This is a genomic window from Methylorubrum thiocyanatum (assembly GCA_014138645.1).
In the GTDB taxonomy this organism is placed as follows: Bacteria; Pseudomonadota; Alphaproteobacteria; order Rhizobiales; family Beijerinckiaceae; genus Methylobacterium; species Methylobacterium thiocyanatum.
This window is the reverse complement of sequence record JACJIB010000003.1, coordinates 569888-588262: the sequence shown is the minus strand read 5'-3', so window position 1 is coordinate 588262 and position 18375 is coordinate 569888. Positions and strand designations below refer to the sequence as shown.

The 18375-nt window shown below is 69.8% G+C and carries 16 protein-coding genes; 6 read left to right on the top strand and 10 right to left on the bottom strand.

What is annotated here, in order from left to right; all coding sequences use genetic code 11:
- The first annotated feature begins 10 nt into the window (after positions 1-10).
- From HNR51_RS10370 to HNR51_RS10355, 4 genes are all read left to right on the top strand, one after another.
- Positions 11-2242, top strand: coding sequence for a RelA/SpoT family protein (locus HNR51_RS10370; protein WP_012455260.1), 2232 nt, complete (start codon positions 11-13; stop codon positions 2240-2242).
- 152 nt (positions 2243-2394) lie between these two features.
- Entirely contained in the window at positions 2395-2727 is a 333-nt protein-coding gene (locus HNR51_RS10365; RefSeq protein ID WP_182554871.1) for a hypothetical protein, read from the top strand.
- An 80-nt stretch (positions 2728-2807) separates the two neighbouring features.
- Entirely contained in the window at positions 2808-3398 is a 591-nt protein-coding gene (gene pyrE / locus HNR51_RS10360) for an orotate phosphoribosyltransferase (protein ID WP_012455258.1), read from the top strand.
- A 516-nt stretch (positions 3399-3914) separates the two neighbouring features.
- A complete protein-coding gene (locus HNR51_RS10355) occupies positions 3915-4568 on the top strand; it encodes a LabA-like NYN domain-containing protein (protein ID WP_141952161.1) in 654 nt (217 codons plus the stop codon).
- 149 nt (positions 4569-4717) lie between these two features.
- Here HNR51_RS10355 and smpB read toward each other — a convergent pair whose 3' ends face one another.
- Together smpB and dapA are read right to left on the bottom strand one after the other, a co-directional pair.
- A complete protein-coding gene (gene smpB / locus HNR51_RS10350) occupies positions 4718-5191 on the bottom strand; it encodes an SsrA-binding protein SmpB (RefSeq protein WP_012455256.1) in 474 nt (157 codons plus the stop codon).
- 71 nt (positions 5192-5262) lie between these two features.
- Positions 5263-6153, bottom strand: coding sequence for a 4-hydroxy-tetrahydrodipicolinate synthase (gene dapA, locus HNR51_RS10345; protein ID WP_012455255.1), 891 nt, complete (start codon positions 6151-6153; stop codon positions 5263-5265).
- Between the two features lie 198 nt (positions 6154-6351).
- Between dapA and HNR51_RS10340 the strand changes: the two genes are divergently transcribed.
- A complete protein-coding gene (locus tag HNR51_RS10340) occupies positions 6352-8676 on the top strand; it encodes a transglycosylase SLT domain-containing protein (protein WP_041371539.1) in 2325 nt (774 codons plus the stop codon).
- On the opposite strand, the gene HNR51_RS10335 is transcribed toward HNR51_RS10340, so the two are convergent.
- Entirely contained in the window at positions 8666-9268 is a 603-nt protein-coding gene (locus HNR51_RS10335) for an HD domain-containing protein (RefSeq protein WP_182554995.1), read from the bottom strand. The two genes, HNR51_RS10340 and HNR51_RS10335, sit on opposite strands and share 11 nt — an antisense overlap.
- A gap of 138 nt (positions 9269-9406) precedes the next feature.
- On the opposite strand from HNR51_RS10335, the gene HNR51_RS10330 reads away from it, so the two are divergent.
- Entirely contained in the window at positions 9407-10690 is a 1284-nt protein-coding gene (locus HNR51_RS10330) for an adenylate/guanylate cyclase domain-containing protein (RefSeq protein ID WP_182554870.1), read from the top strand.
- On the opposite strand, the gene HNR51_RS10325 is transcribed toward HNR51_RS10330, so the two are convergent.
- The 7 genes from HNR51_RS10325 to HNR51_RS10295 form a co-directional block, all read right to left on the bottom strand.
- Positions 10622-10903: a hypothetical protein gene (locus HNR51_RS10325; RefSeq protein ID WP_182554869.1), complete on the bottom strand. Its 282-nt coding sequence runs from the start codon at positions 10901-10903 to the stop codon at positions 10622-10624. The genes HNR51_RS10330 and HNR51_RS10325 overlap by 69 nt on opposite strands.
- Entirely contained in the window at positions 10900-12936 is a 2037-nt protein-coding gene (locus HNR51_RS10320; RefSeq protein WP_182554868.1) for a flagellar motor protein MotB, read from the bottom strand. The genes HNR51_RS10325 and HNR51_RS10320 overlap by 4 nt, the downstream gene beginning before the upstream one ends.
- Before the next feature lie 251 nt (positions 12937-13187).
- Entirely contained in the window at positions 13188-14849 is a 1662-nt protein-coding gene (locus HNR51_RS10315; protein ID WP_182554867.1) for a porin, read from the bottom strand.
- Positions 14850-15222: 373 nt separating this feature from the next.
- A complete protein-coding gene (locus HNR51_RS10310; RefSeq protein WP_182554866.1) occupies positions 15223-17046 on the bottom strand; it encodes an ABC-F family ATP-binding cassette domain-containing protein in 1824 nt (607 codons plus the stop codon).
- A 60-nt stretch (positions 17047-17106) separates the two neighbouring features.
- Positions 17107-17358, bottom strand: a complete 252-nt coding sequence (locus tag HNR51_RS10305) for a hypothetical protein (protein ID WP_012455247.1) — start codon at positions 17356-17358, stop codon at positions 17107-17109.
- An 88-nt stretch (positions 17359-17446) separates the two neighbouring features.
- Complete coding sequence (locus HNR51_RS10300; protein ID WP_012455246.1) at positions 17447-17764, bottom strand: polyhydroxyalkanoic acid system family protein; 318 nt, start codon at positions 17762-17764, stop codon at positions 17447-17449.
- A gap of 119 nt (positions 17765-17883) precedes the next feature.
- The gene (locus HNR51_RS10295) at positions 17884-18231 is read right to left on the bottom strand and encodes a septal ring lytic transglycosylase RlpA family protein (protein WP_012455245.1); all 348 of its coding nucleotides are present in this window, start codon (positions 18229-18231) and stop codon (positions 17884-17886) included.
- Between the last annotated feature and the right edge of the window lie 144 nt (positions 18232-18375).

The window sequence follows — 18375 nt, the reverse complement described above, 5'->3', positions numbered from 1 at the left end:
CCTTCGGCGGATGATGCGCCAGTACGAACTCGTGGAGCGGGTCAAGCGCTACAATCCGGCCGCCAACGAGGCGCTTCTGAACCGCGCCTACGTCTACGCCATGCGGGCGCACGGCACGCAGAAGCGCGCCTCGGGCGATCCGTTCTTCGCCCATCCTCTCGAAGTCGCCGCGATCCTCACCGACCTGCGCCTCGACGATGCGACCATCGTCGCCGCCGTGCTGCACGACACGGTGGAGGACACCGCCGCCACGCTCGACGAGATCCGCGAGATCTTCGGACCCGAGATCGGCGCGCTGGTCGACGGCCTGACCAAGCTCAAGCGGCTCGATCTTGTCTCGAAGCGGGCGGTGCAGGGCGAGAACTTCCGCAAGCTGCTGCTCGCGGTGGCCGAGGACGTGCGGGTGTTGCTGGTCAAGCTCGCCGACCGCCTGCACAACATGCGCACCCTCCACTTCATGCGCGACGACAAGCGGGCGCGGATCGCCGAGGAGACGCTGGACATCTACGCGCCGCTCGCCGGCCGCATGGGTATGCAGGAGCTGCGCGACGAGCTGGAAGACCTCTCCTTCCGCACCCTCAAGCCCGAAATCTACGCCACCATCACCAAGCGGCTCGAAGACCTCTCGGCGAAATCCGGCAGCGTCATCGAGAGCATCGAGCACGACCTCACCGCGCGGCTCGCCGCCCGCGGCATCACCGCTGCGGTGAAGGGCCGTCTCAAGAAACCGTTCTCGATCTGGTCGAAGATGGAGCGGAAATCCGTCGCCTTCGAGCAATTGTCCGACATCGTCGGCTTCCGCGTGATCGTCGGTACGGTCGCCGAATGCTACGCGGCGCTCGGCGTGGTGCATACGAGCTGGCCGATGGTGCCGGGCCGCTACAAGGACTACGTCTCGACACCGAAGCAGAACGATTACCGCTCGATCCACACCACGGTGATCGGGCCGAAGCGTCAGCGCGTCGAGCTTCAGATCCGCACCGCCGAGATGGACGAGATCGCCGAGTACGGCATCGCCGCCCATGCCCACTACAAGGAGGCCGGCAAGGAGGGGGCGGAGGGCGAGGTCCATCCCCGGCTTGCCACCGAGAGCGGCGCCTATCAGTGGCTGCGCCGCACCATCGAACTCCTGGCGGAGGGCGATTCGCCGGAGGAGTTCCTCGAACATACCAAGCTCGAGCTGTTCCAGGATCAGGTGTTCTGCTTCACGCCCAAGGGCCGCCTGATCGCCCTGCCGCGGGGCGCCACGCCGATCGACTTCGCCTATGCCGTGCACACCGACGTCGGCAACACGGCAGTCGGCGCCAAGATCAACGGGCGTCTCGCCCCCCTGCTGCACGAACTCGCCAACGGCGACGAGGTCGAGATCGCCCGCTCCGACGGCGCCTCGCCGCCGGCGGCCTGGGAATCGCTCGTCGTCACCGGCAAGGCCCGCGCTGCGATCCGGCGCGCCACCCGCACCGCCGTGCGGCGGCAATATGCCGGGCTCGGCCGGCAGATCCTCGACCGCGCCTTCGAACGGGCGGGCAAGAGCTTCTCCGAGGAGAAGCTGCGCGGCGCCCTGCCCCGGCTCGCCCGCGCCAGCACCGAGGACGTGTTCGCCGCCGTCGGGCGGGGCGAGATGTTCTCCGGCGACGTGGTGAAGGCGGTCTATCCCGACTTCAAGGAGGAGCGCCGGCCGGGGGCCAGCGGCGGCCCGGCCGCCAACGGGGCCGCGGGGCGCCTGACCCGCTCCAAGGATCAGACCATGCGGCTGACCTTCTCGGGCGAGGCCGACGGCACCGCGTCCTCGGGCAGCATCCCGATCCGGGGATTGGCGGGCGACCTGCCGGTGAGCTTCGCCCCGAACGGCGGTGCCGTGCCGGGGGACCGCATCGTCGGCATCCTCACGCCCGGCGTCGGCGTGACGATCTACCCGATCCAGTCGGCCGCGCTCGCCGCCTTCGACAACGAGCCCGAGCGCTGGCTCGACGTGCGCTGGGACGTGGAGGGCTCGCAGGAGCGCTTCCCCGCCAAGCTCGCCCTCGAATCGATCAACGAGCCCGGCACCCTGGCGCAGATCGCCCAGGTGATCGCCGAGCACGACGGCAACATCGACAACGTCTCGATGAAGCGGCGCACCCAGGACTTCACGGATATCTCGATCGATCTCTCGGTGCCGGACCTGAAGCACCTCACAGCCATCGTCGCCGATCTGAGGGGCAAGCGTTCGGTGAGCCGCGTCGAGCGGGTGAACGGATAGGGCCTCGTCGTCGAAGGCGCCCGCCCGATCCGTTGCGGCGGATCGACAATCGCCGGTCGCCTGCCGGAACCGATGCACGGACCCGTCATTCCGTCATCGGGCCGGTCGATGGGATGCTGCGCCCGCGACGTGCTGTTCCGGAGCGATCTGTGATGAAGCTTCCCCTTATCACCGCGGCCCTCCTCGTGCTGAGCGTCCCGCCCGCGGCCGAGGCTCAGCCCCAGACCCTGCAACCCGGCATGCGGACGATGATCCAGCGGGGCGGGACCGAGGGGCTGCCCCTCATCCCCGCCCATCCCGACGATCTGGATGACAGCAAGCTGCAGCCCGGTATGCGCACGATGATCCAGCGCGGCGGGACCGAGGGCGTCCTGCTCGGCTCGCTGCTCCCGTTCGGCGCATACGACCCCTACGATCCCTACGACGCGCCCGCCTACGGCACACGGCGGTATCCGCCGCGGGCCGTCCTGCGCGCCCGCAACTAGACCGCCGCCGCCGCGTCGGCTTGCGCCGTGCGCGCGTCGCTGCAACAAGCGGCGGATCACGGATTGGCGAGCGGTAGGTCATGACGCCGGAAGAAGTTCTTGAAGAGTTCCGTTCGGCGGGTGCGCTGCTCCAGGGGCATTTCATACTCAGTTCCGGCCTGCGCTCGCCCACCTTCCTGCAGAAGATGACGATCTTCTCCGATCCGGCCCGGACCGAGCGGCTGTGCCGGGCTCTGGCCGAGGTCATCACCGCGCGGTTCGGGCGGATCGACATCGTCGTTTCGCCGGCCATCGGCGGCATCATCCCCGGCTACGAGACCGCCCGCCATCTCGGTGCGAAGGCGATTTTCGTCGAACGCGATCCGGGCGGACCCTTCACCTTGCGCCGCGGCTTCTCGATCCCCGCCGGCAGCCGCGCGGTCATCGTCGAGGACATCGTGACGACGGGTCTTTCCGCCCGGGAATGCCTCGCCTCGCTGAAGGACGAGGCCGGCGAGGTGGTCGGCGCGGCCTGCCTGATCGATCGCTCCGGTGGGCGCGGCGAGATCGGCTTGCCGCTCGTCTCCCTCGTCACCCTCGATATCCCGGCTTATTCGCCGGATGCCCTGCCCCCGGAACTCGCCGCCATTCCTCCGGTCAAGCCGGGGAGCCGGGCGCTGCCGAAGCCCTGACGAGGAAGTGCAAGTGCCGAGCCGGAGCGGTTCGGCACCGAACGGAAAGCGGCGAAGTCTCCGTAAAGTTAACTCAGATCAAGCCGCTATTTCTGGCAACTTCAGGTATGTGAGCGTATGATTTAATTCTTGCTGATGGCGCGTCACAACCGCTGGTTCGGTGTAGATCTTTCAGGATAAGCTTTTGGTTGCGGGGTATCATCTTCGATAGATCCCTGTGCGTTCTGCCTCAAATCTTTATCGCGCTTGACAGAACTTCCCTGCTCCGCCACCACGGTGGCGGCTCGGGGCTGGTGCCCCTTGCGTCATTGCGCGGACCGCGATCCCCGACACTGCCACCCCGTTGATCGGGCACAGCCTGTTCGAACGAACGCGTGTTCCGGACTTCGAAGACTGTTATCAGTCGAAAGTTCAGGAATGCCGGATTTCGGGGTGCATCGAGTTCGCGTTTTACATCGTGCATTCGTACTCGAATTTTTAAGCTAATACCTTTCAGCTCCAGCACACGGATCAATCATGAGCGATAAGCAACGGACCGCAGTTTTCATCGACGGCGCAAACTTGTATGCGACCACCAAGGCGCTCGGGTTCGATATCGATTACAAGCGTCTGCTCAAAGATTTTCAGAGCCGCGACAATCTCATCCGCGCTTTCTACTACACCGCAATGATCGAGGATCAGGAATACTCCTCGATTCGCCCCCTGATCGACTGGCTCGACTATAACGGCTACCGCGTCGTGACCAAGCCCGTGAAGGAGTTCACCGACTCCGCCGGGCGCCGTAAGGTCAAGGGCAACATGGATATCGAGCTCGCCATCGATGCGCTCGAACTCGCACCCTATATCGACCATATGGTCCTGTTCTCCGGTGACGGCGACTTCCGCTCGCTCGTGGAGGCGATCCAGCGCCGCGGCGTGCGCGTCTCCGTCGTCTCGACGATCCAGACCCAGCCGGCGATGATCGCCGACGATCTGCGCCGTCAGGCGGACGAGTTCATCGATCTTGCCCATCTCGCGGGCCGGATCGGCCGCGATCCGAGCGAGCGCCCTGCCCGCGCCGCCGGCGAGGGGCCTCGCCGCGACTTCGCTGAGCGCGCGCCCCGCGCCAATCCGGGTCTGGAAAGCCGCTACGGCATCCGTCCGCCGTCCGAGGACGAGGCGGAAGGCTGACAGCAGCATCCGCGCCTGGGCCGCTTGCGGCCCGGCGCTCTCGCGGCGACGGTGAGGCGCGGTCTGCCGTCGCCCGAAGACCGTCCGCCGTTAGGATCGGAGGGGCGGGACCGCCGCCGGTTGGCCGGCTGGATCGGTGATCGGCCGGATCAGCCCTTGTCGCGCATCAGCCGGGCCTTGTCCCGCTGCCAATCCCGCTGCTTGACGCTCTCACGCTTGTCGTGGAGCTGCTTGCCCTTGCCGAGCCCGAGTTCGACCTTCGCCCGGCCCTTGTCGTTGAAGTAGATCTTCAGCGGGATCACGGTGTAGCCCTGGCGCTGGGTGGCGCCGATCAGCTTGTTGATCTGGCGGCGGTGCAGCAACAGGCGGCGCGGCCGCTTGGTGTCGTGGTTGAAGCGGTTCGCCTCCAGATATTCCGGGATATAGGCATTGAACAGCATCAGGTCGTTGCCGGACGGCCCCGCATAGGACTCTCCGATCGTCGCCTTGCCGCCGCGCAGCGATTTCACCTCGGTGCCGGTCAGCGCGATGCCGGCCTCGAAGGTGTCCTCGATCGCGTAGTGGAAGCGGGCGGAGCGATTGTCGGCGACGACGCGCCGGCCGGGTTCGGTTTTGGGGGCCATTCTTCTTCAGGTTCGCGAACGCACGGCGGCGGTCCCCTCATATGGGAACCGCCCCCTCTTCGGACGAGGGATCAGATCAGGCCGGCATGGGCCAGCGCGGCATCGACCGCGCGGCGGCACCCTTCCGTCGCCGGCACCAGCGGCAGGCGCACCTCTTCCGACATCAGCCCGAGGCGCGAGAGCGCGTATTTCGCCGGCACCGGGTTCGACTCGTAGAACATCTGCACGTGCAGCGGCATCAGCCGATCCTGGATCTTCAGGGCCTTGGCGTAATCGCCCGCGAGCGTCGCTTCCTGAAGATCGGCGCAGAGCCGGGGCGCGACATTCGACACCACGGAGATACAGCCGACGCCGCCCTGGGCATTGAATCCGAGCGCCGTCGCATCTTCGCCAGAAAGCTGGATGAAGTCTTCACCCAAAGCCTGCCGCTGGAGGCTGACGCGGTCGATCTTGGCCGTAGCATCCTTCACGCCGGCAATGTTCTTCAACTCGAACAGCCGCTTCATCGTATCGACGCTCATGTCGACCACGGACCGGCCGGGAATGTTGTAGATGATGATCGGGATGCCGACGGCGTCGTTCACCGCCTTGAAGTGGGCGTACATGCCCTCCTGCGTCGGCTTGTTGTAGTAGGGGGTGACGGTGAGCACCGCATCCGCGCCGACGCTCTCCGCATGACGGGCCCGTGCGACGGCCTCCCGCGTCGAGTTCGAGCCGGCGCCCGCGATCACGGGCACCCGGCCCGCGGCCTCGGCGACGCAGATCTCGACCACGCGGTCATGCTCGCTGTGGCTCAGCGTCGGGCTCTCGCCGGTGGTGCCGGTCGGCACCAGGGCGTGGGTGCCCTGCTCGATCTGCCAGTTCACGAATTTCCGGAAGGCCGCCTCGTCGAACTCGCCGTCGCGGAAAGGGGTCGCGAGCGCGGTCATCGAGCCGCGGAGGCGGGCGTGGGTATCGGTCATCCTGGCGTTCCCGGCCGTTCTTCTTGCCTGTCTGGCATATCCCGGCGGATCCGGCCTCATCTTGGCCGCGCACGGGACGCGCGAGACATAGGCCCTCCCCAGCCCGCGCGCAAACGCTTCGCTTGCGCAGTTAATGCCATCTTAACGGACCGGAGCCCAGCTTAAGGCTTGGCCTCCGTGTCGGGGTGTCTGATGACCATGGCGTTCCCCGCCCGCTCCCTGCCCCTGCTCCTCGGGCTCCTGTTGTCCGGCACCGCCGTGCTGCCGCAGCCGGCCGGCGCCGTGGAGGTCCGCAACCCGCAGCCGGCCTCGGCGCCCGCCGCGCCCGTCAGCGATGCCGCGGCCCCCGCCGGGCAGCCGAGCGACGGCCAGGGCCCCGCCTCCGATCCCGTCGCGGCCGACGCCCTGCGCCTCGATCCGAGCGCGGGCGAGGCGGCCTCCGACAAGCCGCTGCCCGCCGCGGCATCCTCCTACGCCTCCACCGAATCGGACGGCCCCGTCGCCTTCCCGCTGCCCGATGCGGCCGTCTCGCCGGCCGCCCCCTCCCCGGAGGTGCCGGATCCGGCCCGTCCCGTCGCTTCCGGCGAGACCCATCTCGGCCCGCTGCGCGAGGCGATCGACCTCTACCGCAAGGGCAAGGTCTCGGACGGCGACCGGCTTGCCGCCGGCTTCACCGATCCGGCGGCGCGGGCGCTGCTCGAATGGGTGGCGATCCGCGCGGGCGCCGGCATTAGCTTCGAGCGCGTCGTCGCCTTCACCCGCGCCAATCCCGATTGGCCGGCGGGTCCCCTGCTGCGCCGCCGCGCCGAGGAGCGGCTGCTGACCGAGAAGAAGAGCCCGGCCGTGGTGCGCGCCTATTTCGCCACCGCGCGGCCGACGAGCGCGCCGGGCAAGTTCGCCCTGGCGCTGGCCCTGCGCGCCGACGGGCTCGACGCGGACGCTGCCGACCTCGTGCACGATCTCTGGCGCGAGGAGAGTTTCGGCCGCAGCCTGGAGGCCAAGGTCACCGACGCCTTCCCCGGCGTGCTCACGGTGATCGACCACCGCTACCGGATGGAGCGCGCGCTTCTGAAGGAGGATTGGACGACGGCCGCCCGGGCGGCGGATTACGCCGGCGGCTCCTATCCGAGCCTCGTGCGCGCCCGCCGGGCGGTGCAGGGCAAGGCCGGGGCGGCGGCCGCGCTCGCCGCAGTGCCGCCGTCGCTGCGCAACGATTCGTCCTACCTGCTGTCGCGCGCCCAGTATTTCCGCCGCGCCGACAAGGCGGCGGAGGCGGCCAAGGTGCTGCTGTCCGCCCCGACCAACCCGGAGGTGCTCGCCGACGGCGACACGTGGTGGGTCGAGCGCCGGATCGTCGCGCGCAAGCTGATGGATGCGGGCGATACCAAGACCGCCTACGCGGTGGCCGCGGCGCATTCCGCCCGCACCTCCGAGAAGCGGATCGAGGCGGAGTTCCATGCCGGCTGGATCGCGCTGCGCTTCATGGCCGATCCGGCCGCGGCCGAGCGGCACTTCGCTTCGGCCGCGAGCGTGGCCGAGACGCCGATCTCGCTCGCGCGTGCCGCTTACTGGCAGGGCCGCGCGGCCGAGGCCGCGGGCCGGTCCGCCGAGGCCAAGAGCTTCTACGAGCGCGCCGCGCTCCAGCCGATCGCCTATTACGGGCAGCTCGCCCGCGCCCGGCTCGGCCAGCACAGTCTGCCCCTGCGCCGGGCGGCCGAGCTGAGCCCGACGGCGCGGGCCGCCTTCGACGACCGTCTGTTCGTGCGCGGCCTCAAGCTGCTGGCCGCCGCCCAGATGAAGGATCTGGCGCTGCCGCTCTACATCGACGCGGCCCGCTCGCTGACCGAGGAGGCGCAGGTCAACGCGCTCGGCGAGACCGCGGTGGAGATGCGCGACGCGCGGGCGCTGGTCTCCATCGGCAAGCTCGCCACGCAGCGGGGTCTGGCGCTGGACACCCACGCCTACCCGACCATCGGCATCCCCGATTACGAGACCTTCACCGCGGTGCCGCAGGTCGAGCGGGCCATGGTCTTCGCCATCGCCCGGCAGGAGAGCCAGTTCGATCCCCGCGCCCAGTCCGGCGTCGGTGCCCGCGGCCTGATGCAGATGATGCCGGCCACCGCCCAGCGCACGGCCAAGCGCGTCTCGACCTCCTACGAGACCGACCGCCTCACCAGCGATCCCGCCTACAACGCGCGGCTGGGGCAGGCCCATCTCGGCGAGCTGATGGAGGACTGGAAGGGCTCCTACATCCTCGCCTTCGCCTCCTACAACGCGGGCGGCGGCAACGTGAAGAAATGGGTCGATGCCTACGGCGATCCGCGCCGGCCCGAGGTCGATCCGATCGACTGGGTCGAGCGCATCCCCTTCACCGAGACGCGCAACTACGTCCAGCGGGTGATGGAGAACCTGCAGGTCTACCGCAACCGCCTCGACGGCAAGAGCGCGCTGATGATCGAGCGCGACCTCGCCCGCGGCGCCCGCACCGCCGTGAGCGCCGAGGCGCAGCCGGTCACGCCGTAGCGCCGCCCCGATAGTGGCGGCGCACCAGCGCCTCCACGAAGGGCCAGAGGCCGGGGATACCGCGTTCGATCACCGGCCGGTAGCGCGCCATCACCTGTGCCTCGCTGAGCCCGTTCTCGGCCCAGGTGCCGCCGTCGGTCAGCGTGTTGAGCAGAAGCGGCTGGAGCCGGTCGAGCGCCTTGGCGAAGCGGGCCTCCGCCGTCTCCACCGCCTCGAACTCTTTCCAGAGCGCCAGGAAGCCGTCGCGTTGCGCGTCCGGCAGGAGGCCGAAGATCCGTGCCGCCGCCGCCTGCTCGACCAGGGCCTGGGCCGCGGCGTCGTAGGCGCCGTGGATCGGCACGTCGCCGGCATCGACCTCGACGATGTCGTGCACGAGCAGCATCGCGACGACGCGGGCCATGTCGAGGCCGGGCGCGTGATCGCCGAGCACGAGGGCGAACATCGCCAGATGCCAGGAATGCTCGGCCGAGTTCTCGCGGCGGCGCTCGCCGACGGTCCGGTTCTGGCGCAGCACGGCTTTCAGCCCGTCGATCTCGGCCAGGAACGCGAATCGGCGCTCGAGCGCGGCGGTCTCGTCGGTCACGTCGTCGATGTCCTGTCTCTGGGCCGTCCCGCGCACGGTTGAAGCGTTCCGCGCCGCGGGGCAAGGCAGGATCCCGCCCTTTGCCCACAGGCGCGCACGCATCGCGCTTTCGGATCCGTCCCGGGCGCGGGTAAAGTCGGGTTTGACATGGCTGCCACGGATCCGATCTCCGACACTGCTCTCCGCCGCATCGAGGCCCGTTTCATCGCGCGGGCGACGGAGTCGGACGAGGCGGAAACGATCATCACGGAGTTCTGCGAGGCGCTGGCCGCGGCGGGCCTTCCGCTCTGGCGCTTCAGCCTCGCGGTGCCGGTCATCGACCCCGTCTTTCGCGGGGTGAGCGTCGCGTGGCGGCGTGAGCAGGGCACGGCGGTGTTTCCCACGGTGCACGGACCGGAGGGCGAGGATACGTTCTTCCGCAGCCCTGTCGGCTGGCTGAGGGCCAACGACCTCTCCTTCGTGCGCTGGCGGCTCGATCGTTCGAACGGCTGTCCCGATCTGCCGCTCCTAGGCGAGCTGAGGCAGCAGGGCGCGACCGACTACCTGCTTCATGCCGCCGCCTTCGCCCCCGGCAGCGCCATGGAGGGCGTCGGTATCTCGTTCGCCACCGACCGTCCCGGCGGTTTCACCGAGGCGGAGCAGGCGATCCTGGCCGGGCTGGTGCAGGTGATCGCCCTGGTCACGGCCAAGCTCAGCCTGTCGCATACGATGCGCGAGATGCTCAGCACCTATCTCGGGCCGGCGACGGGCGCGCGGGTGCTCGCGGGCGAGATGCGACGCGGGCAGAGCACGGTGGTCCACGCCGCCATCCTGCTGGCGGACCTGCGCGGCTTCACCACCGTGGCGGATCGCGACGACCCGTTGAAGGTGGTGGGCTGGCTCGACGAGCATTTCGATGCGCTGGGCGAGCCGGTGCAGCGCCATGGCGGCGAGATTTCGAAGTTCCTGGGCGACGGCTTCCTCGCCGTCTTCCCCGTGGACGAGCCGGATGCCCTGGTCTGCACGGCCTGCGCCGGGGCACTCAACGCGGCGCGCGAGGCGCTGGCGCGCAACGAGGCTCTGAACGCCGCCCGCCTCGGGGACGGGCTGCCGCCCCTGGAGGCGGACATCGTGCTGCATTACGGGCGCGTCGTGTCCGGCAATGTCGGCACCGACCGGCGCCTCGACTTCACGGTGATCGGCCGGGCGGTCAACGAGGCGAGCCGGATCGAGCGTCTCTGTGACGAGGTGGAGCGACCGCTGCTGCTCTCGGACGCCTTCGCCCGGCGCTGCGGGGCCGGCCTCGTCCCGGTCGGCGAGTTCGCCCTGCGCGGCGTCGGCCGCAAGCAGCGGATCTGGGGACTGGCGCAGGAGGCGGAGTTGTCAGAGAGGCCGGCCGGAGGCCGCGCGCCCGAGCCCGCCGAGAACGCAGCCCGCGAGATAAGCCCCTAGCACCAGCGCCGCCGTCTCGATCCACAGGCCGGTCCCTCCGGCCACCGTCCGCAGCACCGCGAGACCGGCCAGGACGGCAAGCCCGACGAGCAGGATTGCGGTGGAGGCCAGGGCGAATCGTTCGCGGGGAAGGCCGGTGAGCGCGCCGACGACGAGGCCGAGTGCCAGCGCCGCCGCCAGTTCGGGCCAGAGCGAGAAGGCGAGGTCGGTCACGAGCGCAGGCTGAGGCCGATTCCCTGCCGGTCGGAGAGCGGTGCGACCCCTGTCGGGGCCGCGGCACGTTCCAGCGGTACGCCGGCCTTCTGGAGGTAGTCCACCACCGCGAGTGCCCGCGCCCGGGCGAGGTCGGCGCCGGTCTCCGCCGTCTCGGCCTCGGTCTTCTCGGGCTTGGATTCGCTCTTCGGCTCGGACTTCGGCTCGAGCTTCGGCTCGGACTTTGCCGCGTCCCTCGTCTCCGTCTTACCCTTGCGGCCCTTGCCCTCCCGCTCCTTGGCGGTTCTCGAGTCGGCCTTGGCGGGCTTGGCGGCCGTCTCTTTCGCCGCCTCCTCGGTGACCGGATCCGATCGGGTCTCCGGCTTGGCGCCTGCGGGGTCGAGATGGCCGACGACCTCGATTCGCTCGCCCGGACAGGCGCGGGCCAGCGCCGCCACGGCGTCGAGCACCGGGTAGAATTCGGGCGCGAGGGCCGTGCTGCCCGGTGCGAAGCGCAGGGGATGCCCGGCGGTGCGCGCGGCGAGACGCTGTCCGCACGGACCCGATTCAGCCGCCGTGGTCACCGGTTCGCCCGCCGAGACGGAGACCGTGGTGCTCCAGCCGGAGGGCAGCGCCTGCGGCAGCGCCCGGCGGAGGCGGGCGGCGCTCTCGGGGTAGAGGCTGGTGCCGGTCAGGCGAAGATCGGTGCCGGTTACCGTCAACTCGCCGCTTGCCAGCGTCGAGAGCGGATCGACCGCCGCCGCCAGCGCCGCCGCCAGCCCGGCCGGGGCGCCCGCCGCCAGCCGGGTGCGATCCTGGATCGATTCGCGAAAGAAGCGCGGGTTGAGGCGCGCCAGCAATGCCTCGCGGGTCGCCTGATCCGGCAGATGGCCGCTCACCGTGACGCTGTCGGCGCCGCGCCGGATGCGCAGGACGTAAGGGACGATGGGGCGGGCGGTGAGTGCCACCCGGCCCGCGGCGATGCCGGCGGGGCGGCCTTCGCGCATCAGCGCCTCGGCCTCTCCGACCGCGCCGGCATCGAGCGCGTTGCCCTCGACGGAGACGGTCGCCCCCTCGAAATCGACGCGTCCCTCGTGCAGCAGCCCCGCGAGCCTGAAGACGAATCGGGCCAATTCCGGCCCGTCGACGCCTTGCGGCAGGCCGCGGGCCTCGTGCATCCGGTCGTCGACGGCGGCGCCCTCCGCGGCCTCCGCGGCGGCGGCACGGATCTCCTCGCGCGCGCCCTCCGAGGCGACGTGGCCGTTCAGTTCGAGGCTGCCATCCGGCCGGCGGGCGACGCTGAAACGGAAATCGCCGACGACCGGCGGCAGGATCTCGACGGTGCCGAGCGTGTAGCCCTGCGGCGGGTTCGCCAGGGCCGTGCGCAAGGCATCGTAGGCGGCCAGACTCGCCGCCTCGCCGCGGATCGAGATGACGGTGTCGTTGAGCGTGGCGACGGCGCCGGTGGTGAGATCCTGAAGCCGCTCCACGGCGAAGGCCGCCGCGTCGGGGAAGTCGCGCGGCGCGCCCCGGGCCGCCCGGGCGCGGTCGCTCAAGGTGGTGTCTCGCGGGAGCGCCGGCTTCAGGCGCTGTGCCAGCTCGAACGCGCCGACCTCGGCCGGGCGGCTGCCATTGGCCTCGACGCGGTCGGCGGCGGGACGCTCCACCGACCAGACGAAGGGAGACGCCTCCTCGATCACGCCGGTCCGGTCGTCGAGGCGGCGCAGGCCCTGAATCCCAGCGAGGCGGCCGATCACGGCCTCGCGCTGGGTCGCCTCCGGCGCCTCGCCCGCGGCGGTCAGGTCGCGGCCCTTGATCGAGACCCGCAGCCAGGGTTCGGGCTGCCCTTCCGCGGTCGCGGCGGCGATCTCCGCCGCCTGCCGCTCCAGGCGCTCGGTGACGCGCGTCGTGCCGAGATAGGCGGCGGCGGCGATCAGAGCCAGGACCGGAAGGCCCGCAAGCCACCCGACGCGGATCAGGCGTGACCGGCCGCGCGCGGGCTGTGACGGCGGAAGCGTAGGCGTGGAAGAAGGTGAGGACGAAGGTGAAGACATGGGGCTCGACCTCCTCGGCGGCCGGCGACGGCGGCTAGAAGACCGCTCCATCGGGGCGTTTTAAGGGCCGCCCGGGCACCGCCGCGCCGACCGGCACATGATTCGCTCCTGCCTTTCCGTCCGGCGCGGAGCAACAAAAAACCCCGGCCGCGAGGCCGGGGTCTGGAGGTTCCTGATCGTCTTCGGCTCCCGCGCGGGCGGGGACCGACGGAGTGAGGCGGCAGGCGTACGGCCCGCCGCCCGCTTTCGACTTAGAAGTCGCGCTGCACCCGGAAGCGAGCCTGGAACACGTCCTCGCTGCTGACGGTGCGGGTCGGGATGTTGTTCACGAACCCGCCCTTGTCGCTGTCGGAGACGCGGCCGTTCTTGACGCCCGTTTTGATGTACTGGCCCTCGACGCCGATATCGAGATCCTTCACCGGCGACCAGATCAGGCTCGCGCCGGTGACGACCTGGTAGGTGTCGCGCAGGGCGGGGCTGAGGCCGTAGCCGGCGGCGTTGGTGAGGTAGGAGGGCGGAGCCACCGTCGAGGCCGCGCCGACCAGGGCGTTGGCTTGGCTGACGGCCTGGCGGGCGCCCTGCGAGAACCAGATCTCACCGTAGCTGGCGTAGAAGGCCGAACGCCATTCCGGCGACCAGTAGTGGAGGTAGGAGGCCACCGCGGTGAAGCTGTTGGACAGCTCGATGCGGCCGGTCAGCGGGTTGACGATGGCGTCCGAGAGGTACTGGTTGAACGGGTTGCCCGCGTAGACCGAGGCGTTGCTCAGGTAGCCGGCGGTGAAGCGGTTGATGCCGGTGTAGAACGAGGCACCCTCGCCGTAAGCACCCTGGAGGTACAGGCCGTCGCCGGGGGCGATGAAGGGCAGGTTGAACTTCATACCGCCCTGGATGGCCCAGCCGTACTCAGTCTGCGCGCCAGCGTTGATGCCGCGGGCGGCCAGAGCCGCCGCCGTGTTGCCGGCCAGCACGGCGCCGGTGCCGGGAACGCCGATCGACGAGTTGGCGATGAAGCCGCCGGTGTTGATATCCTTGACGGCGGCCGAGAACTGGGCGGAACCCCAGGGGGCGTCGTAGCGCAGCGAGCCGACGAAGTCGGGCATGCGCGAGCGCTGGACGGCGTCGATGAAGGCCACCGCCGTGGCGTTGCCGACGGCGTTGGTGCCGAGGATGATCGGGGTCGGGGCGGTGGTGAACACGTTGTTCAGACCGGCCTGACCGGGAACCAGACCCGTCGCGTTGGCCGCATCGGAGTAGAGCGGGTTCTTGCGGTAGTTCGGATCTTCCATCGACAGCGTCGCGGACCAGCCTTCACCGAACTTCTGGGTATAGGCGAGCAGGTTGGTGGACGGCAGGTCGGAACCCAGCGACGAGCCGATGATCTCGAAGTCGTGGGCGTAGAAGTCGAAGAACGAGGAGGCGCGACCGGCGGTCAGGCCGGCGAACTGCACGAACGCCTTGTCGACGTTGATGAAGTTCTGGACGCGGCCGAGCTGGTCCTGGCCGGTGCCGGAGAAGGCGTAGGCGCCGCGCAGGTTCGTGCCCGAGGAATACTTGGTGTTGCCGGTCCGGCTGGCGGCGTCGAGGCGCAGGAAGGCGCGCAGGGTGCCGTAGCCGGTCTGGGTGCGGGCGTCGAAGTTGAAGCGGGCGAGGCCCGTGAAGCCCGAAAGGTCACCACCGCCAGGGATGTCGCGGTTGTCGCTGCCGATATAGCCGTACTCGGCACGGGCGCGGCCCGAGACGCGCAGGCAGGTATCGGTGCCCGGAATGTAGAAGAAGCCGGCGCCGTAAGCAGTGCAGACGCGGACGTACTCGATCGGAACGGCCTTCTTCACCGGCAGGTCGGCGGCCTGAGCCCCACCCACGACGGCCAGCCCCGCTGCCGATCCAAGGAGAAGGCTCTTGACGAGCTTCATGATAAACCCTCCAGAAGTTTCGAGACCCGCGGGATCGGACTTCTGTTTTGGCTGGCCGCCCACCGCTGAGTGGTCGCCCGGGCCCGTCCTTTATTCCCTTGGTACTTGGTCCTCTCCCGGTTGGGTTTCGGCCAAGCTGCAGCGGGGTTTTCCCGTCCGCAGCGGCACCATGGTCGAGCGTTGCCGTACGGGCAACAGGGTTGGCCGTCTTGGAGCCGTCACAAAACGGCTTCGCTGCAATCTGTTGCAGCCTCGCAACTTAATCCCGGTCGGCGCGTAAAAGTTTTCCACGGATCCAGGGTCCGCACGCACGATCCCTCCTCCGCGGCCCGGTAAAGCGCTTCGTCGGCGCTCCGGTGGACCCGCTGCGCCCTCAGCCGCCCTGCGACTCGCGCTGCATTTCCAGGGTGAGCCAGCGCTCCTCCGCGGCAGCGAGTTCGGCCTCCGCCGCGCCGAGCATGGCGGTCGCCTTCTGGAAGCGGGCGGGGTCGCGGCCGTACAGGCCGGAATCGGACAGCACCTCGCGCAGCTTGGCGATGCCCGCCTCCAGCTCGGCCATGCGGCCGGGCAGCGTCTTCAATTCGTGCTGCTCCTTGAAGCCGAGCTTCGTCCGGGCCGGGGCCGCCTCGACCCGGGGCGCCTTCTCCCGCGGCTCGGAGCGCTCGCGAGCGGTCTTCTCCCGTCCGTCGGTCCGCGCCTCCACGCCGCGCCCGCGCTGGCCGAGCATGTCGGTGTATCCGCCGGCATATTCGACCCAGCGCCCCTCCCCCTCGCTGACCAGGACGTTGCCGGCGACGCGGTCGAGGAAGTCGCGGTCGTGGCTCACCAGGATGAGGGTGCCGGCATACTCGCCGAGCATCTCCTGAAGCAGGTCGAGGGTTTCGAGATCGAGGTCGTTGGTGGGCTCGTCGAGCACGAGCAGGTTGGAGGGCTGGGCGAGCGCCCGGGCGATCAGCAGCCGGTTGCGCTCGCCGCCCGAAAGCACGCTGACCGGCGTGCGCGCCTGCTCGGGGGCGAACAGGAAGTCCTTGAGATACCCGATGACGTGGCGGCTGCGCCCGCCCACGGTGACGCTGTCGCCGCGCCCGCCGGTGAGAACCTCGGTCACGGTGGCCGTCGGCTCCAGCACGGCGCGCGCTTGGTCGAGATGGACCATGTTCAGGCCGGTGCCGAGCCGCATCTCGCCCGAATCGGGCGCGACCGCGCCCGTTAGCAGGTTGATCAGCGTGGTCTTGCCCGCCCCGTTCGGGCCGACGATGCCGAGCCGGTCGCCGCGCAGCACCCGCAGCGACAGGTCGTGGACGATGCGGCGCTCGCCGTAGGACTTCGAGACATGCCGGGCTTCGGCGATCAGTGTGCCGGAGGCTTCGCCCTCGCTGGCCGTCAGTACCGCCTGCCCGACCGGACGACGGTGCTCGCGACTCTGCTTGCGCAGGGTCTGCAGGTCGGAGAGGCGGCGGACATTGCGCTTGCGCCGGGCGGTGACGCCGTAGCGCAGCCAGTGCTCCTCGTCGGCGATCTTGCGGTCGAGCTTGTGCTTGTCGCGCTCCTCCTCCTCGAAGAAGGCGTCACGCCACGCCTCGAAGCTGGAAAAGCCCTGCTCGATCCGCCGCGTCACGCCCCGGTCGAGCCAGACGGTCGCCCGCGACAGGGCGGAGAGGAAGCGCCGGTCGTGGCTGATGAGAACGAGGGCCGAGCGGGTGCGCTTCAGCTCGGATTCGAGCCACTCGATCGCGGGAAGGTCGAGGTGGTTGGTGGGCTCGTCGAGGAGCAGGATGTCGGGCTCGGGCGCCAGGGCCTGGGCGAGCGCGGTCCGGCGCGCCTCGCCGCCGGACAGCCGACGGGGATCCTCGCTTCCGCTCAGGCCCAGGCTCTCCAGCAGGTAGCGCGCACGATAGGCGTCGTCGCCGGGGGCAAGGCCGGCCTCCGCGAAGGCGAGCGTCGTCTCGAACCCTGAAAAGTCCGGCTCCTGCGCGAGGTAGCGGATCGTCGTGCCGGGCTGGACGAACCGCACCGCGTGATCCGGCTCGACCAGCCCCGCGGCGATGCGCATCAGGGTCGACTTGCCCGAGCCGTTGCGGCCGACGAGGCAGGTGCGTTCGCCGGGCGCGATCGTCAGCTCGGCCCGCTCGATGAGAGGGGTGCCGCCGAAGGTGAGCGCGACGTCCTGAAGGGTGAGAAGCGGGGGAGCGGCCATGCCGGGCTTATGGCAGCAGCCGCAGCCCGGAACAACGGAAGCCCGATCGAAGCGGGTGCCTCAGGCGGTCGGGTTGGCCGGGCCCGTCGGCGTCGAGTCGGGAAGGCCGGGACTCTCGACGGGGATCTCCGTCGGCATGGTTCCCGGCGCCTCGGCGGGCGTTCCACCGGGAATCTCCGGCCCAGGGCCCGGTTCGGGGATCTGCGGCGCGTCGGGCGTGGCGGGGCCCGGCGTGTCCGGTCCGGGGGCGTCCGGGGCCGGAATCTCGGGGCCGGGCGTGGGGGTTTCCGGGATCGATCCGGGATTGGCCATTCTGACGCACCTCGCTGACGGCCGCGCATCGTGCCGACGTGCGGGGCCAACGGGGGGCGCGCGGGCAGGTTCCCGCGCCGTCCCTGCGCTACTTCTTGGTGAGGAGGAGCTTGTTGCCTTCCTTGCCGACGATCTGCTGGATCTTCTGAGCGAACATCGACAGCAGCAGCGGCATGCGCACCTCGACGCGCACCATGTCCTGGCCGACGTCGATCTGACCGTCCACGGTCTGGGCGAGCGCCGTGACCGAGTAGTCCAGGCGGTCGCCGGTCCAGTTCAGCGTGTTGATGCTGATGCCGCTCCGGCCGAGCGCGTCGCGGACCTTGAGGGTGCCTTCGTCGATGCGCCGCCGGGCCTCCTCGCGGCCGAGTTCATGCGGAATCTCGACCACCATCGGCTTCGCCATCTCGGCTCCTCTCCTCAAAGCGCGGGCCCGGCCGCCATCACCGGTCCGGGCCACGCAGGTCTGGAGACAAGTATGGGAACGGGTCGGTTCCCCGGCAACGCCCGCGCCGCGAGAGCGCCTCAGCGCACCACGTTGAGCGAGACGTAGCTCGTGCCCGACATGCCGATGGCGCGGGCCGAGCCGCGGGCCAGATCGATCACCCGGCCGCCGACGAACGGGCCGCGATCGTTGATGCGCACCACGACCGAGCGGCCGTTGGCCCGGTTCGTCACGCGGACGCGGGTGCCGAAGGGCAGGCTGCGGTGGGCGGCGGTGTATCCGTTGGGGTTGAACCGCTCGCCGTTGGCCGTCTTCTTGCCGCTTCCGTACCAGGAAGCCTGTCCGCCCTGAGCCTGGGCGGGCAGCGCGGCGAAGGCGCCGACGAGGGTGACGAAGCAGGCGGCAACGGTCCGGTTGGAAACCTTCATCGAGGATCGCATTCCCTTGTTTTTGCGATGCGTTGTGAGCGCCGCGGAAAATGAGCCCGATCTCGGCCAAAATAAGACAGGGATTTTTCGCCCCCTGTTAGGCTGCTGTTAAGACTATCGGTTGTGGCCGGTGCCCTGGCTGCC